The organism is Tenacibaculum adriaticum (assembly GCF_008124875.1).
GTDB lineage: Bacteria > Bacteroidota > Bacteroidia > Flavobacteriales > Flavobacteriaceae > Polaribacter > Polaribacter adriaticus.
Map to the genome: position 1 here is coordinate 1,110,386 of NZ_VNIA01000001.1, position 17,753 is coordinate 1,128,138.

General features: G+C 30.0%; 14 protein-coding genes. 9 read left to right on the forward strand and 5 right to left on the reverse strand.

What is annotated here, in order from left to right:
- Position 1 precedes the first annotated feature (1 nt).
- The 4 genes from C7447_RS05235 (at position 2) to C7447_RS05250 (ending at position 5,976) form a co-directional block, all read left to right on the forward strand.
- Positions 2 to 2,224 carry a S9 family peptidase gene (locus C7447_RS05235; protein ID WP_148869430.1) on the forward strand — a complete coding sequence of 741 codons (2,223 nt, stop codon included), beginning with the start codon at positions 2 to 4 and terminating at the stop codon, positions 2,222 to 2,224.
- A gap of 3 nt (positions 2,225 to 2,227) precedes the next feature.
- Positions 2,228 to 3,760 (forward strand): peptide MFS transporter, encoded by a 1,533-nt coding sequence (locus C7447_RS05240; protein WP_148869431.1) that lies wholly within the window; start codon positions 2,228 to 2,230, stop codon positions 3,758 to 3,760.
- 25 nt (positions 3,761 to 3,785) lie between these two features.
- Positions 3,786 to 5,363: a peptide MFS transporter gene (locus C7447_RS05245; RefSeq protein WP_148869432.1), complete on the forward strand. Its 1,578-nt coding sequence runs from the start codon at positions 3,786 to 3,788 to the stop codon at positions 5,361 to 5,363.
- A 94-nt stretch (positions 5,364 to 5,457) separates the two neighbouring features.
- Positions 5,458 to 5,976 (forward strand): thioredoxin family protein, encoded by a 519-nt coding sequence (locus C7447_RS05250; RefSeq protein WP_148869433.1) that lies wholly within the window; start codon positions 5,458 to 5,460, stop codon positions 5,974 to 5,976.
- A gap of 6 nt (positions 5,977 to 5,982) precedes the next feature.
- On the opposite strand, the gene C7447_RS05255 is transcribed toward C7447_RS05250, so the two are convergent.
- From C7447_RS05255 to C7447_RS05270, 4 genes are all read right to left on the reverse strand, one after another.
- Entirely contained in the window at positions 5,983 to 8,007 is a 2,025-nt protein-coding gene (locus C7447_RS05255) for a ComEC/Rec2 family competence protein (protein ID WP_148869434.1), read from the reverse strand.
- A gap of 78 nt (positions 8,008 to 8,085) precedes the next feature.
- Complete coding sequence (locus C7447_RS05260) at positions 8,086 to 8,937, reverse strand: ChaN family lipoprotein (RefSeq protein ID WP_148869435.1); 852 nt, start codon at positions 8,935 to 8,937, stop codon at positions 8,086 to 8,088.
- A gap of 107 nt (positions 8,938 to 9,044) precedes the next feature.
- On the reverse strand, positions 9,045 to 10,742 hold the full coding sequence (gene lysS, locus C7447_RS05265; protein WP_148869436.1) for a lysine--tRNA ligase: 1,698 nt from the start codon (positions 10,740 to 10,742) through the stop codon (positions 9,045 to 9,047).
- Positions 10,743 to 10,996: 254 nt separating this feature from the next.
- A complete protein-coding gene (locus C7447_RS05270; protein WP_148869437.1) occupies positions 10,997 to 11,500 on the reverse strand; it encodes a DUF456 domain-containing protein in 504 nt (167 codons plus the stop codon).
- A 185-nt stretch (positions 11,501 to 11,685) separates the two neighbouring features.
- On the opposite strand from C7447_RS05270, the gene C7447_RS05275 reads away from it, so the two are divergent.
- From C7447_RS05275 to C7447_RS05290, 4 genes are read left to right on the forward strand one after another with little or no spacing between them, the layout of a single operon-like run.
- Complete coding sequence (locus C7447_RS05275) at positions 11,686 to 12,054, forward strand: BlaI/MecI/CopY family transcriptional regulator (RefSeq protein ID WP_148869438.1); 369 nt, start codon at positions 11,686 to 11,688, stop codon at positions 12,052 to 12,054.
- A complete protein-coding gene (locus C7447_RS05280; protein WP_148869439.1) occupies positions 12,051 to 13,544 on the forward strand; it encodes a M56 family metallopeptidase in 1,494 nt (497 codons plus the stop codon). The genes C7447_RS05275 and C7447_RS05280 overlap by 4 nt, the downstream gene beginning before the upstream one ends.
- 8 nt (positions 13,545 to 13,552) lie before the next feature.
- The gene (locus C7447_RS05285) at positions 13,553 to 14,806 is read left to right on the forward strand and encodes a tetratricopeptide repeat protein (RefSeq protein ID WP_148869440.1); all 1,254 of its coding nucleotides are present in this window, start codon (positions 13,553 to 13,555) and stop codon (positions 14,804 to 14,806) included.
- Positions 14,807 to 14,841: 35 nt separating this feature from the next.
- Positions 14,842 to 15,312, forward strand: a complete 471-nt coding sequence (locus tag C7447_RS05290) for an energy transducer TonB (protein WP_148869441.1) — start codon at positions 14,842 to 14,844, stop codon at positions 15,310 to 15,312.
- A 75-nt stretch (positions 15,313 to 15,387) separates the two neighbouring features.
- Here the strand turns inward: C7447_RS05290 and C7447_RS05295 are convergent, their stop codons facing one another.
- Positions 15,388 to 16,893 (reverse strand): GH3 auxin-responsive promoter family protein, encoded by a 1,506-nt coding sequence (locus C7447_RS05295; RefSeq protein ID WP_148869442.1) that lies wholly within the window; start codon positions 16,891 to 16,893, stop codon positions 15,388 to 15,390.
- Positions 16,894 to 16,950: 57 nt separating this feature from the next.
- Between C7447_RS05295 and C7447_RS05300 the strand changes: the two genes are divergently transcribed.
- Positions 16,951 to 17,745, forward strand: a complete 795-nt coding sequence (locus C7447_RS05300; RefSeq protein ID WP_148869443.1) for a DUF2797 domain-containing protein — start codon at positions 16,951 to 16,953, stop codon at positions 17,743 to 17,745.
- Positions 17,746 to 17,753: the final 8 nt, after the last annotated feature.

Sequence of the window (17,753 nt, forward strand, 5' to 3'; positions counted from 1 at the left end):
GATGAAAAAAATATGCTTTCTAGCAATTTTCAGTATCTTTTTATTATCGTGTAAGAACGATAAAAAATCAACAACAAACTTTACCACAGGAACTAAAGAGATTACACTCGAAGAAATTTGGGACGGGACATTTTCTCCTGAGCGAATGAATGCTTTAAATTCTATGAATGGTGATTTTTATTCGTTGTTAAATACTGATAAAAAAACAAAATCAACAACTGTAGATAAGTATAGTTATGAAACTTTAGAAAAGGTCGCAACTATAGTTAATAGTACAGATTTAAAAGAGATCGATAGATTCTCATCATACGAGTTTAATAATGACGAAACAAAATTGTTATTAGGTACAGATTTCAAAAAAGTATATAGACATTCTTCAAAAGGAAAATTCTTTGTTTATGATATTACTTCAAAACAAGTAACATTAATTGGAGAAGATATTCAAGAGCCTACATTTTCGCCAGATAGTAAAAAAGTGGCTTATACAAAAAATAATGATTTATTCATCAAAAATTTAGTAAACGGGAAAGTTACACGGGTTACTTCTGACGGGAAAGTTAATTCAATAATTAACGGGACGACCGATTGGGTGTATGAAGAAGAGTTTGCTTTTGTACGTGCTTTTCGATGGAATAAAAATAGTAATTATATTGCTTTTTTACGTTTTGATGAAACGAATGTTCATGAGTTTTCTATGGATATTACCGGTAATTCTTTATACCCAAGTCAGCAAGTTTTTAAATATCCAAAAGCGGGTGAAAAAAACGCAAAAGTGTCTTTACATTTGTTTAATATCAATACTAATTCTACTAAAAAATTAAGCGTAGGAGAGTATGAATATATTCCAAGAATTCAATGGACAAACGATGCGAATACACTTTGTGTAACTACATTGAACCGCCATCAAAATGATTTGAGTTTGTATTTTGTAAATGCTCAAAATGGAACTTCAAAGGTAATTTTAAATGAAAAAGATGATGCTTATGTTGATATTCAAGATAATCTAACATTTTTAGAAGACAATAGTTTTATTTGGACCAGTGAGAAAGATGGATACAACCATATTTATCACTATGATGCCAATGGGAACCTCAAAAACCAAGTGACAAAAGGAGACTGGGAAGTAACTAATTATTATGGTTTTAATAATGAGAACAACCAAGTTTATTATCAATCTGTAGAAAACGGATCCATTAACCGAGGTGTTTATTCAATTGGGTTAGATGGGAAAAACAAAAAAATATTAAGTAACGAAGTTGGTCAAAATACAGCATCTTTCAGTAAAAACATGCATTATTTTATCAATACACATTCAACATCAGAGATTCCTCCAATTTATTCTTTATATAATGGAGAAGGAGAGATGCTGAAAGTAATTAAAGATAATGCCAATTTAAAAGAGCAATTATCTGAATACAAAATGAGTCCAAAAGAGTTTTCAACAATAAATGTGAATGGAAACGACTTAAATATGTGGATGATAAAACCTGCGAATTTTGATGAGAATAAAAAATACCCAATGTTAATGTTTCAATATTCTGGTCCAGGATCACAACAAGTCGCAAATCGTTGGAATGGGAGTAATGATTATTGGCACAATATGTTAGCACAGCAAGGAATGATTGTTGTCTGTGTTGATGGGAGAGGGACAGGATTAAAAGGACGCGATTTTAAAAAAGTAACTCAAAAGGAATTAGGAAAATACGAAGTTGAAGATCAAATAGCAGCAGCAAAACAACTTGCAGAAAGAAATTATATTGATAAAAATAATATTGGTATTTGGGGATGGTCATATGGTGGTTTCATGAGTACTAATTGTATTTTAAAGGGGAATGATATTTTTACTACTGCAATTGCCGTAGCCCCAGTTACATCATGGCGTTTTTATGATACTGTATATACAGAACGCTATATGCAAACACCACAAGAAAACGAAAGTGGTTATGATGATAATTCACCAATAAACTATGCTGATAAATTAAAAGGAAATTATTTGTTAGTTCATGGTTCGGGAGATGATAATGTACATGTTCAAAATACCATGAGAATGGTGAATGCTTTAGTAGAGGCCAATAAACAATTTGACTTATTTGTGTATCCAGATAGAACTCACGGAATTTACAAAGGGAAAAATACGAGATTGCATTTATTTACTAAAATGACAAACTATATTCAAGAAAACTTGAATGTAAACAAAGACAAACCAACAGAAATTAAAGGATAATATATGGTAGATTCGATTAGTACATCAGAAGAAAAGCAAATGTTCGGGCATCCAAAAGGGTTGTTTTATTTGTTTTTTGCTGAATTATGGGAGCGTTTCTCTTTCTACGGAATGAGAGCATTGCTAACACTTTACATGGTGCAAGAGATTTTTAAAGCGATTTCTGAACGAGATGCAGCAACAGCTGTTGTTTATGCATCATATGGATCTTTAGTATATGCTTCTACTGTAATTGGAGGTAGAATTTCTGATAAGATTTTAGGAATGCGAAGTTCTATCTTTTTAGGTGGAATTTTAATGGCAATTGGGCATTTTGTATTGGCGATTGAAAATAATACAGCTTTCTTTTTAGCATTGGCTTTTATTGTGGTGGGTAACGGGTTCTTTAAACCAAATATATCGACGTTTGTTGGTGCGTTGTATAAGGAAGGTGATGTTAGAAAAGATTCTGGTTTCACTATTTTTTATATGGGAATTAATATTGGTGGTTTTGTAGCTCCTTTACTTTGTGGATGGTTAGCAGCCGAATATGGTTGGCATTACGGATTTGGTTTAGCTGGTATAGGAATGCTTACTGGATTAATTTTCTTCTGGAGTGGAATTAAGAAAAATATTTTTGGAGATAAAGGATTACCTCCAAGCAAAGAAGTTTTTGAGAAGAAAATTGCGGGGGTTCCTCAAAAAACATTAATTCCAATAATAGCTGTTCTTTGTGTGCCGTTAATTGCATATATTTTAGCTTCTTATAAATCTATTGCTGGAGGAGAATCTTTTTTAGGCGATGAAACAATTGTTGGTTTAATTTTTAAATTAATAGGGGTTGCAGTTGTACTTTACCTAGGGAATATTTTAATGAAAGCGACTTCAGATGAGCGTAAAAAATTGTTTATGGCAATTTTAATTACATTTTTTATGACATTATTTTGGGGCTTCCATGAGTTATCTGGAAGCGTAATTACCTTATTTGCGTCTAGAAATGTAGATCTAACTTTAATGAACGCCAGTCAAACTAATGCATTAAACTCTATGTTTATCATTATTTTAGCTATTCCTATATCCTTATTGTGGGCATACTTATCAAAAAAGAATTTAAATCCAAGAACTCCTTATAAGTTTGGTTTTGGTTTAATTCTGGCAGGTTTAAGCTTTTACATTTTGTCAATAAGTGGAGCAAGTGCAGATGAAAAAGGAATGGTTCCTTTTGCGTATTTGTTTATTATGTATTTTGTGATTTCTATAGGAGAATTATTTATGTCTCCTGTTGGACTGTCAAAAATTACTGATTTATCACCAAAAAGAATTGTAGCTTTTATGATGGGTATTTGGTTCTTATCATCTGCTTATGCTTTTCAAATTGTAGGATTTATTTCAAAACAATTGGCAGTAGAAAGTACAGATGCTAATGTAGGAGGATTACAAACCTTAGCGATTTATACGGATGGTTTTGGATTAATAGCTCAATATGCTTTAGGTGCTGGAGTGCTAGTATTATTATTCTCGCCGCTAATGAAAAAATTAATGGGTAACGTACATTAAGAACAATCAATCAAATTAATTATATATGAGTACAGATATAGAAAATCTATTTAAAGACAAAGTTTTAGGACACCCAGCAGGATTATTCGTGCTATTTTTTACAGAAATGTGGGAACGTTTTTCGTACTACGGAATGCGGGCACTTTTAGTTTTATTTTTAATAACATCTATAAGTGAAGGTGGTTTTGGTTGGGAAAAAGCAGAAGCTTTATCTTTATATGGAACTTATACAATGGGTGTTTATCTAACACCAGTTTTTGGTGGATTAATTGCTGACAAATTATTAGGGTATAGATGGGCGGTTATTTTAGGAGCATTAATAATGACTTTAGGTCATGCGGCGATGGCAGTTGAAACACCACTTTTTTTATATATCGGGTTAGGTTGTTTAATGGTTGGTAATGGCTTATTTAAACCTAATATGACCTCTATTATATCTAACATGTATAAAAATCATTCAGATAAAAAAGATGGTGCTTATTCTATATTTTATATGGGGGTAAATGCTGGTGCCTTTTTAGGTATTATGCTTTGTGGATATATTGGAGAAAACTATTCTTGGTCATTAGGTTTTGGTTTAGCAGGTATTTTTATGTTCATAGGAATGTTACAGTTTTATTTTACTCAAAATATTTTCGGTGATATTGGTTTGTCACCAAAAAAAATTGAAGCTATAAAGCTAGAACAAATAGGAAAAGATGGGGATCAAGATTTGAGGTTAAAGGAATTATCAGAAGAAAAAACACCTAAAAAAATCATCATAGATAGATTAATAGCAGTAGGCGTATTTTGTGTTTTTACTGTTTTTTTCTGGGCTGCTTTTGAACAGGCTGGGGGGTCGATGACAATTTTTGCTAATGAATACACGCAAAGAAATTTAATAGGAGGTTATGGAACCCTATTTAAATATATTGATGCATTATTGACTATTATTCCTCTTGGAATTATTACTTATGTTTTATATATGTTGTTTAAAAAGACTTTTTCAAAATATGCAATAGGTAATATGATATTATCAATTAGTTTTATTATTATTTGGGGAATTGTTGGATGGAAAATATATGTAGATTTTTCAAAAGAGAGTGTTGAGGTACCTGCTACTTGGTTTGGTATTTTAAATTCTTTATTCATAATTACTTTAGCTCCTTTATTTTCTAAGTGGTGGGAAAGTAAGTATAATATGTCAGGTCCAATGAAATTTGGTTTAGGACTTCTTTTACTAGGATTAGGTTTTGGATTTTTATCAATGGGATCTCAGGATATAGTTTCTGGACAACCAATTTTAAAAGTGAGTATGTTCTGGTTAATTGCAGCATATTTATTTCACACAATGGGAGAGTTGTGTATTTCACCAGTAAGTCTTTCGTACATAAGTAAATTAGTTCCAGCAAAGTGGATCGGATTTATGTTCGGTTTCTATTATTTATTCATAGCAATGGGTAATAAATTAGCAGGAACAGTAGGGAGTTATATAGAGGAGATTGAAAAAGCATATTCTATATCTGGTTTTTTCCTAATTTTTGCTATAATACCTGTTGTTGCTGGTTTGATTATAGCAGGATTAAATCCATTGATGAGAAAGTTAATGCACGGTGTAAAATAGTTTGTAATAGAATAAAATATATTAAAGCTACTAGTTTTTAAAAACTTAGTAGCTTTTTTTGTAATTTTGGAATACTTATTGAGACAAAGAAGATATGAAGAAAATAATTTTAGCGGCATTTTTTATGATGAGTGCCATTGCGATACAAGCACAGGAAGATGTGAAATGGGTGTCTTTTGAAGAAGCTTTAGTGTTGAATAAAGCGAATCCAAAACCTATTTTGGTAGATTTATATACAGACTGGTGTGGTTGGTGTAAAAAAATGGATGCTTCTACATATAAGAATAAAATTATCGTAAAGTATATTAATGATAATTATTATGCTGTTAAGATGGATGGAGAAGGCAAAAAAGACATCAATTTTAAAGGAAAGACTTTTAAATTTGTGCAACAAGGTAGAAGTAAGTATCATGAATTAGCAGCAGCTATCATGAAAGGTAAAATGAGTTATCCTTCCACTGCTTTTTTTGATGCAGAACAACAATTAATACAAACAGTTCCTGGTTATTTGGCAAAAGAAAGATTTGAAAAAATATTAGCTTTCTTTAGTGGAGATACCCATAAGAAAACACCATGGCCAGATTTTGAAAAGAATTTTAAAAGCGCTTTGTAAACGTTTTTAATTTATAATATAAGCACCATCTTGTCCCGTATAGCAAAATGGTGTTTTTTGTTTTAGACAAGTTTCTTGCCAACGATTTATATAACTTTTATAATTCGTTCCGTCAGCAATTATTTGCTTTGGTTGAACTTTATTAATTAAACGATTCAAATTGATTTTAGGAGAGTATTGAAGGATTATGATGGGGTTTTCAAGCTTTGATACTTTATAAATACCTAAACTATCAATAAATAAAATTTGGTCTTTTTTAAATTTAAAAATATTGAGTTTCTTAGTATTAGTTTTTGGTAGAATATTCTCTCCAATTTCATAAGAAGTCAGTAATTTTTGTTGTTTAATTTTTATGCTATCAAAATCATGATACACTAAAAATTGATTTCCATTTCTATTTCCGATAATAGCATTTCTACTTTTATGAAATACAATCAATTCTTGTTTTGTGTTTCTATGGTGTTTTTCATATACATATACTGATTGCACTAACAGAATTGAAACTAATAAGTTTATAAGCTGTTTAGGTTTTTTCTGTATAATAAAATGAAAACATGTTATAATAAAAATATACCAGACAAGCATTAACCAAAAAGACATCGAAATTCTAGTAAAAAGAAATGATTCTTGAAGTGAAACCCAGTTAACAACATTATTCATTTGTTGAATTATGAACCCATAGAAGTCTGCTAAAAATTGTGGTAAAGTATTTAATAAAGCTAAAATGATAATGAGGATTCCTCCAAGTAGAATTGCTCCTAAAAAGGGAATTATCACTAAGTTTGATATTAAAAACAATCCTGGAAATTGATGAAAATAAAATAAACTAATAGGTAATATTCCAGCTTGTGCAGCTAAAGAAACAGTAGTTAGTTGCCAAAATTTATCCAATAACCAAAGTTTAGGCTTCCAAATTTGATAGATTATAGGTTGTGCCCAAATAATTCCAAAAACAGCCAAGTAACTTAACTGAAAACCAACATCAAAAAGGAACAAAGGTTTTACGAGTAGAATTACAAGCATGGAAGTTATTAAAGAATGTTCAATGATTTTCTTTTTCTTAAAAGAATCACCAATAGCTATAAATGTAAACATCGTTACAGCTCTAACAACAGATGCGGTTAATCCAGCAATAAAAGCGAACGACCAAAGTAGTAAAACAATCAAAATTGTTTTAAAAATCGTCCCATATTTAAAGGTCTCTAAGGGTTTTAAGATAGTAGATAATATTAATAATAGAATACCTATATGTAAACCAGAGATAGCTAAGATATGTATCGCTCCTGCTTTTGTGTAATTTTCTAATAGATCTTTCGAAATATCTTGCCGTTGTCCTAATAATAAGGCATTTATAACGGCAAATTCATTATTAGAAAAGTTATGTTTTAATAGTGATTGTTGAATGTTATTTCTAAAAGCTGCGGATAATCCAACAAAAGAAAATTTTCGTTGACCAACAATTTTAAAGTCAGTGTTATTCACAAAAACCTGATGATGAATTCCTTGTTTTGCTAAGTAGTTTTTATAATCAAATTGGTGCGGATTTAATGGTGGAATTAATTCTTTAAACGTTGGCTTTAGAAGAAGCTTATCATCAACCTTCAAATTGTTAATAAGTGAGTCTTTTTGAATGTTAAGAAGTATCTCTCCGCTAGTTTTTTGACTGTTGACTTGTGAAACTACTGCTTCGTATTTATCATAGTAATTACCAGGCTTTAATACTTTATTAATAGTTAAAACAGCTGAATAATTTGAATTTATATGATTAGTATAGTAGCTTTTGTAGTTTGTATCATCGTTTATAAAAACGGAAGTTATTCCTATAAACGAGAAAAATAAAAGGCTCGTTATTACAAATAGTTGTTTTTTAGCTAATCGATGAAAAGTCATTAATATCACTAGAAAAATAATAAAACCTAAAATTGAGTGTAGAAAATTAAAATCCCAAATCCTGGTGTAATGTTGTATGCATATACCTGCAATAAGGCATGTCAAGAAATGAAAAGGTAAGTAGTTCAATAATTTTTTCATAGCCTAGTAAAGTTATGAAAAAATTAAATATCTTATGAAGTGATTTTTTATTTAGTTATTTGATTATTAATGCTTTATTTAGTAGGTGGTTGTCATATTGTTATCTACACAAATAATAAAATCAGCTTTTTTGTGATTTTCTTCTAATAATTTATCTACATTTTTCTGTAAAATAGTGGTTATTGTTACATATTTTAAATCATTTCGTTCTTTTTTTAAATACCATAAAATCCCCTCATAATTATCGGAATGATAGGCACCGTTATAATGTATTGATAAATAATTTGACTTGTAGTTTTTCAATATAAAATGAGCCATGGTTGCATCTTTTATTGCTTGCGCCATTACCAATTTAGGTGAACCATGATCTCCCATCATTTTTAAGATGTTTTTATAAGTTGGTAATTCACTATCAAAAGTTATTGGAAGAGGAGCTATCCATGTTTTTTCTTCTAAAGAAAGGGAATCTAGTACCTCAAAGCCTTTTTTATATACTTTGTTTGCATAGCGTCTAGGAATATTGGTTGCCACAAACGGAAGTTTGTTCTTTTTGGCAAAGTTTACTAATGGAGCGTAATCAGTTTTATAATTTGGCCATAATCTAGCTAAAGAATCCAATGCTTTAGAGTTAATAGTTCCTTTTAGATAATCGTTTAATTCATTTTGATTATCTGCTTCAAACATTTCTGCGCCAAGGATAAGTTGTCTTTGTTTGTTTAGGTCTTCTGTAACTTCATACTGTAACCAATGAGAAATAGGATTGTTATGTAGCTCACCAAACAAGACAATATTATTTTTAGAAAGCACTCTAATCATTTTTTTATAAGATACTTTCTTTCCTTTAGAATTATAAATTACATAGGCTTTCTTCTGACTAAATGTGTAGTTTGAAATGAATAGAAGGAATAATATGAATATTGATTTTTTCATAATGAGTTTTTACCAGAAATTGATCTTTATGAGAAGATAAAGTTAATTAAAACAGATGTAAAAAGAAAAGCAACCTCGAGTGAGATTGCTTTTTAATATATATAAAATTATATGATTTCTACAAATAAACCATCATCCGTTTTTTCGACTTTAGCTAGTTTGTGTTTGGTTAAGCCTTTAATCGTTTTATCCCATTTTTTATTACTTAAACCAGATTGTGTTTTTAATTCGTTTAAATCAATTCTTTCTGACTTCTCAATTAAAGCTAACAATGCTTTTTCATCATCATTTAACTCTACGGAAGGAGCTTTTTTCTCCGGACGCATTTGCGGGAAGAATAATACCTCTTGAATAGATTGGTTGTTTGTTAAGAACATAATAAGTCTATCCATTCCTATTCCCATACCAGAAGTAGGAGGCATACCATATTCTAAGGCACGTAAAAAGTCATGATCTATAAATTCAGTTGCTTCATCATCTCCTTTAGCTGCTAATTTTAACTGATGTTCAAAACGCTCACGTTGATCGATTGGGTCATTTAATTCTGAATAGGCATTTGCTATTTCCTTACCACAAACCATTAACTCAAAACGTTCAGTAAGTTCTGGGTTATCTCTATGTTCTTTACATAATGGAGACATTTCCTTAGGATAATCTGTAATAAAAGTTGGTTGAATGTAATTACCTTCACATTTTTCACCAAAAATTTCATCAATTAATTTCCCTTTACCCATGGTATTGTCCACTTCAATCCCCATACCTTTTGCAGCATCAAAAATCTCAACTTCCGTTTTTCCTGTAATATCAAAACCAGTAAAATGTTTAATTGAATCTGCCATGGTAACACGAGCGTAAGGGGCTTTGAAATCTATTTCATGCTCCCCAAAAGTCGCTTTAGAAGTTCCGTTAACCGCAATAGCACAATACTCTAATAATTTTTCGGCAAAATCCATCATCCAGTTGTAATCTTTGTAAGCTACATAGATTTCCATTGCTGTGAATTCAGGATTGTGTGTTCTATCCATTCCTTCGTTACGGAAATTTTTAGAAAACTCATACACACCATCAAAACCACCAACAATTAAACGTTTTAAATATAATTCGTTTGCAATACGCATGTATAATGGAATATCTAATGCGTTATGGTGTGTAGTAAATGGTCTTGCCGCTGCACCACCAGGAATAGGTTGTAAAATCGGAGTTTCAACCTCGAAATACCCAGCATCATTAAAAAACTGACGCATTGCATTGAATAACTTGGTTCGTTTTACAAACACTTCTTTTACGTGTGGATTTACCACTAAATCGGCATAACGCTGACGATAACGTAATTCAGGGTCGTTAAATTCATCATGTTTTTTTCCTTCAGCATCTGTTTTGGGTAATGGTAAAGGTTTTAATGACTTACTTAATAAGATGAATTTTTTAACTAAAACTGTTTTTTCACCTACTTGTGTAGTGAATAATTCACCTTCTATACCAACAAAATCACCAATATCTAATAACTTTTTATAGACTTCATTATATAAATTTTTGTCTTCACCAGTACAGATTTCATCACGATTAAAATAAACTTGAATGCGACCTTCACTATCTTGCAATTCAGCAAAAGAAGCTTTTCCTTGAATACGACGAGACATTAATCGACCAGCAATAACAACCTGTTTTCCTTCAGAAAAATCAGCTTTTATTTTTTTAGAATTTGAATTTAAAGGATATAAATCCGCTGGATACGGATTAATCCCTAATTCACGTAATCTTCCTAGTTTTTCTCTACGTACAACTTCTTGTTCTGATAATTGCATTAATCTTCTTTTTAATGATTGATTTTAAAGGCGCAAAGATACAATCAATTGCAGAATTAAGCAACGTTGCCTTAAAAAGTACTCAATAAAAAAAATAAAAATTTGTTTGGTAGTTTTTTAAAAGGTTGTATATTTGCAGGCTGTCAAATTTTAAAGACAGCATTTAGTTGTGTTGTTAAGCACTTGATTGTGCTAGGTTTTGTTAACCGATGGAAAGCTTCCCTGAGATGGGTTGCTTTTTTTTTATCCATATTTTAGGTTAAGAAAGCATCTTTATACTCCCAAAATTTAATAAAGAACAAAACAAAATACACTGTAGCTACGGAAAACTTTATAGTTACCGAGGCTAAAAAACCAAGAAAAGCCCCGAATGAAGCTTTTAATGCTCTATTCGTATCTTTTCCATCATACATTAACTCTCCTATAAACGCACCCAAAAAAGCACCAATTAAAATACCAAAAGGAATAGGAGAGAGTAAGCCAAGAATTAATCCGATTGTGGTTCCGTAAACACCGTATTTAGTTCCTCCAAAACGTTTGGTTCCCATTGCAGGAATAAAATAATCTAGAACAAATATTATTACCGCAAGTACTAATGTGATTCCTAAAAATGTCCAATCTTGAGGCACAACTTCAGTGAGATGCAATAGTAGTAAACCTGCCCAAGCCGTAATTGGACCAGGTAAAACAGGTAGAAAAGAACCTAAAATACCTAAGCTAACAAAAACAAATCCAAGAAGTAATAAAAATATATCCATAATTTTTAAATAAAATTTTAATAGTTAACAGTTTTCAATAACTGAGCCAAAACCTATAATTACTAAGGTTCGATGGCTAATTAGACGAATATATAATGACTTTGTTACAAAATTTTAAACTAAAAAATTAGTTTAAACTAATTTTTTAGTTATATTTGTTGTGTTGAATTTCAAGAGATTATAAAATGAGTAAACAATTAACAAAAGCAGAAGAACAAATAATGCAAGTGTTATGGCTGTTAAAAGAAGCATCTGTAAAAGAAGTGATAGCTGAATTAGATGAACCCAAACCTGCCTATAATACCGTTTCTACTATTATAAGAATTTTAGAAACTAAAGAATTTGTTGGACACAAGGCAAAAGGAAGGGGGTATGTATACCATCCGCTAATTGAAAAGAGGGAATATAGTAATCAAAGTTTACATAAGTTAATGGACGGTTATTTTGGTGGTTCATTTAAAAGCATGGTATCTTTTTTCATGAAAGAAAATAAGATGGATGTGAATGAACTAGAAAATATTTTAAAAGAAGTTAATAAAAACAAGAAGTCATGATTAATTATATTATTCAAGTTTTATTTTTTCAGGTATTGTTTGTAGCGGTTTATGATTTCTTTTTAAGTAAAGAGACTTTTTTTACTAAAAATCGTTTTTACCTATTATCAACAGCAATTGTATCTTTTGTATTGCCTTTGCTTAAAATACCAACTATACAAAAAGCTGTTCCAGAAGAGTACACCATTTTGTTGTCAGAAGTGGTTTTGTCGCCACAAAAAGTGATTGAAAAAGCAGCATGGTATCAGTCTATCAATTATTTAGATATTTTATTTTGGATTGGGTGCATTTTATTTTTTATAGTCTTTCTCTTCAAGTTAGAAAGAATTATTCGATTGATTTTGAAATATGAAATTATTCAGAAGAAAGATTACAAATTGGTATTGTTACCTAAAAATTCAAAAGCATTTTCATTCTTCAATTTTATTTTTATTGGTAAAGAAATTCCAGAAGAAAAAAAAGAGAAGATTATTCAGCACGAGTTAGTGCATAGCAAACAAAAGCATACTCTAGATTTATTATTCTTTGAGTTTTTAAAAATTGTTATGTGGTTTAACCCGATGGTTTATGTATACCAAAACCGTATTTCGTTGGTGCATGAATTCATATCTGATGAGGTAGTAACTAAGTCAACTGAGAAATCTAATTATATAAACAATTTGCTCTCAGAAATTTTTCAAGTAGAACATATTTCCTTCATTAATCAATTTTATAAACATTCATTAATCAAAAAACGAATACTTATGATGACAAAAACTAAATCAAAACAAATCAAGCAACTCAAGTACTTATTGTTAGTGCCAGTATTAGCAAGTATGTTGTTGTATACAGCATGTTTAGAAAAAAACTCTAATGATCTAGAGCCTACATCATTAAGACAAAAACTCTATAATGATTTAGAAAAAGAACCAAAGGTAATGTCGAAAGAAAGTTTTTTTGACGTTTACATAAATAAAGAATTACCTAAAACTAAAGAATTATCGGTTTCAGATTTAAGTACTGTCGAAGAAGAAGAATTTTTACAAATAAAAGAAAGGCTTATTAAGGGGACCAATATTCAATTAAAAATATTTGAAGGATTAGAAGGAAGAAAGTTAATCGTAGTGGTTCCACCTATTACAGATGGTAATTCAATAAAAGAAGGAGATAATGTACCTTTTGGATTTTTAGAGAAAGCTCCTGCTTTTCCTAATCAAGGAGAAGGTAAAGACGCTTTTAATAAAAATATGGCGCAATTTGTTAAAGAAAACTTTGATGCAAAATCGGCAAATAATTTAGGTTTACCTTCAGGTAAAAAAAGAGTATATGTACAATTTAAAATAGACAAAGAAGGTAACGTAACGGATGTTAATGTACGAGCTCCTCATCCGGAGTTAGAAGTAGCAGCAAAGCAGATGATTGCTAAATTACCACAGCTTATCCCTGGAGAGCATAATGGGAAAAAAGTGAAAGTAGGATATACTTTACCAATTACCTTTAATGTTGAATAACAAAATCTATGAAAAAGAAAATTTCACTACTATTAATTATTATTACCTTTTTAAAAGTCGAAGCGCAAACTTCGACTTTTATTCAAATAGATAGTCTGGTCCAAACTGGTCGATATAAAATTGCATTATCAGAATTAGAGAAGCTACCAGCTACATTTTTAACAAACATTAAAATTGCTTCTATTTATGACGCTATTGATGATCATAAAAGAGCGTCTGACTATTATCAGAAAGCATTATTGATAAAAGATGATTATCTAACAAAAATAAAATATGGAAAATCATTAAAAAAAGAGGGAAAGCGATTAAAAGCAATCCAGGTTTTTGAAGAAATTAAACAAATTGATGAGGATAATTTATTAGTGAATTACGAACTTGGTAAATTATACTTGCAAACCAAACAAGGACAAAAAGCGAAGCAGATTTTAAAAAAAATGATAGCTCAAGATCCCAATAATGCAAATTATTCATATCAATTAGGCTTAGCGTATTCGTTATTGAAAAAGCGAAATTTAAAAATTAATAATTTTTTAAATGCCTACAAAAAAGACAGTTCACATTTTAAATCGATAGAAAAATTGGCTAGAGCTTTTACAAAGTTACGAGATAAAGATTCGGCTAATTTATTTATAACTAAAGGATTATTTTTGAATCCTAATCATATTGATTTAAATCGTCTAAAAATCAATAATTTATATAGAGAAAAGGAATATGAAAAGGCACTAACTTATCTTAAACACATAGATTCTTTAGAACCTAAAGAGCATTACACTCAAAAAATGTTAGCAAAAGCGTATTATAATTTAGAAGATTTAGAAAACGCTAAAAAACATTTTAAAACAGCATATAAATTAGATCGTAATGATTATAAAAGCCATACTTATTTAGGGCATGTTTTTTTGAAAGAAGAAGATATGACAAGAGCTATATATAGTTATATGGCTGCCACTCTTATAGCTAAAGAACCAAGAGATGAAGAACATTTAGGTTTGGCTAATGTGTATTATAAAATGGAGTTGCCAAAGAAGGTTTTAGAACACTATAAAAAAGCAACAGAAGAAAATAGTAATAATTATAATGCCTTATATTTATTTGCGAAATTTTCTGATGATTACTATAAAGACAAGAAAATTGGATATAATCTGTACAAAAAATATTTGAATCGATTTGAAGGTAAATCGGCTAAAAATGACGAGTTTATTAAACATAGAATTAGCACAATTAAAAAAGAATATTTCTTAAAAGGAGAAGAGTTAGAGTAGTTAAAATTTTGTATTTTCACTCTAAATTAAGTTAAATGCTATCTCGAGTTGTTTCTTTTTTATTCCTACTGATGATTTGCACTTCGTGTAATTATTTTTCATCTCATATGAATAATACATTTCAAGAGATAGATAGTATTATAGATTTTTCTAAGGTTGATGTCTCTCCATCTTTTGAAGTATGTGATAAGTTAATTGATGATGCTAAAACAAACTGTTTTAGGACTAATATGCATCATCAAATGGCAAAATACTTACAAGACGTTCAGTTAACTATTAAAGAGCCAGTTAATACCGTAGTAATAGTGGTCTTAAATATTAATAATGAAGGAAATGTGACGTTGAAAAAAATTAAATATCCTCCTTTCTTTATTGAAAAAAATATAACAATAGGTAAAGAGGTTAATAAGGCGATAAATAATCTGCCGAAATTAGCTCCAGCAATAAAAAGAGGTGTTCCTGTAGCTACAGAATACAAGTTGCCAATTAATATTGTTTCTAAGTAAAGTCAGTTGTAAATTTTATAAATACTAGTTTACTTATTTTAATTCAACTCAAAGTATTTATCTCATTTATACAATTTAGTTTAATAGCTCTTCAATAAAATTTCTATCATTAGAAAGCCTAGGTACTTTATGTTGACCACCCAATTTACCTTTTTGTTTAAGCCAATTATAAAATAACCCTTTAGGAGCTTTATGTATTTTAGGCATTGCCAATGTCATATTATTATAACGTTTGGCTTCATAATCAGAATTACAGTTTTTTAGAGCATTATCTAATATTTCTGTAAAAAAGTTAATATTCTCCGGCGCTTTTTCAAATTCAATAATCCATTCGTGTGCACCTTGCTTTTTACCATCCATAAAAATAGGGCCAACAGTATAATCTTTAATAACAGCTCTGGTTTTTTTACAAGCAGCTTTTAAAGCTTCTTCTGTATTTTCTATAATTAACTCTTCTCCAAAAACATTTATATGATGTTTTGTACGCCCCGTAATTTTAATTCTATACGGATGTGTAGATGTAAATTTAATGGTATCTCCAATTAAATATCTCCATAAACCACCATTGGTAGTTATTATTACAGCGTAGTTTATGTTCTTTTTAACCTTAGAAAGAGGAATAGCAACAGAATTTTCACCATGATATTCACTCATCGGAATAAACTCATAAAAAATTCCGTAATCTAACATGAGTAATAATTCATCAGAATTATTACGATCTTGAATTGCAAAAAAACCTTCCGATGCGTTATAGGTTTCGTAATATCTAAAATCTTTTTTCGGAATTAGTTTTTGATATTGATCACGATATGGATTAAAATTAACTCCTCCATGAAAATACACTTCTAAATTAGGCCACACCTCAAGAATATTATTTTTACCTGTTTTTTCTAAAACACGGTTTAGAAGAACTAGCATCCAAGAAGGGACTCCAACTAAACTGGTTATGTTTTCATTGATAGTTTCATCAATAATAGCTTCCATTTTAGTTTCCCATTCACCCATTAAAGCAGTTTCTTGTCTTGGAGCTGAGCTAAAATCTGCCCAAAAAGGCATGTTTTCAATAATAATAGCAGATAGATCTCCGAAATAAGTATCGTTGTCTTGATATACAGCAGAGCTTCCTCCTAAACGTAATCCTTTACCAGTAAACAATTTTGCATCCTCATTATTATTAATGTATAAACACAACATATCTTTTCCAGCTTTTAAATGACAAAACTCAATAGCTTCATCGCTTACAGGAATAAATTTACTTTTTGCATTGGTAGTCCCGCTAGATTTAGCGAACCATTTAATTTTCGTTGGCCAAAATAAATTTTGTTCTCCTTTTCTACAACGTTCTATTAAAGGTTCTATACTTTCATATTTTTGAATAGGAACAAGATTGGTAAAATCGTTATAAGTATTAATAGAAGAGAATTCATGTTTTTGTCCAAACTCAGTATTTTTAGCCATACTTGTGAGTTTCAATAATAATTCATCCTGAACATCAATAGGATATTTTAAAAATAATTCTATTTGATGTTTTCGTTTTTTAAGAAACCATGAAATGATAGAATTTATAAATTGAATGGCCATACTTTAACCGTGAATTTGTAAGTTTGTTTACCAGCTAAAAATAGTAAAATTTACGGGATGGAATACACAGGAGTTTTAAAAAAAATGAAAACTGAAAATTTAGACACAGTTCAATATTATTTAGATATGAAAACTGATTTTTTAAATATGAATCAGTTATTGCAAAGAGAGATTGAATTGGCTTTTGTAACTTACGAATGTTTACACTGCCATTTAGAAAAAGAAATTTACCGACAAGGATTTTGTAAATCGTGTTTTTTTGATATTCCAACTACAGGCGATTGGATTATGCGTCCCGAATTAAGTAAAGCACATTTAGATGAAGAAGACCGTGATTTAGAATATGAAAAAAAAGTGCAATTGCAACCGCATATAGTGTATTTAGCAAATTCTAGTAATGTAAAAGTGGGGGTGACGCGTAAAAGTCAAATACCAACACGATGGATAGATCAAGGAGCACACGAAGCGATAGAAATAGTTGAGGTTCCTAATCGTTATTTGGCTGGTATTACAGAGGTTGCCTTAAAAGAACATGTGGCCGATAAAACTAATTGGAGAACAATGTTAAAGAATGATATTGTTGATGAAGATTTAACAATATGGCAACAAAAATTACGCGGCTTTATTCCTGAGGAAGCACAAGAGTATTTTGTTGAAAATAACAAAGAAACTAATATTCAGTTTCCTGTGAATAAATATCCAGTGAAACCTAAAAGTTTAAATTTAGTTAAAGAAAAGACTTATAAAGGAAAATTAGTTGGAATTAAGGGGCAATATTTGATTTTTGAAGACGATACCGTTTTTAATATTCGTGCAAATGAAGGGTTGGTAGTTAAAATGGTAATAGCATAAGAAAATAA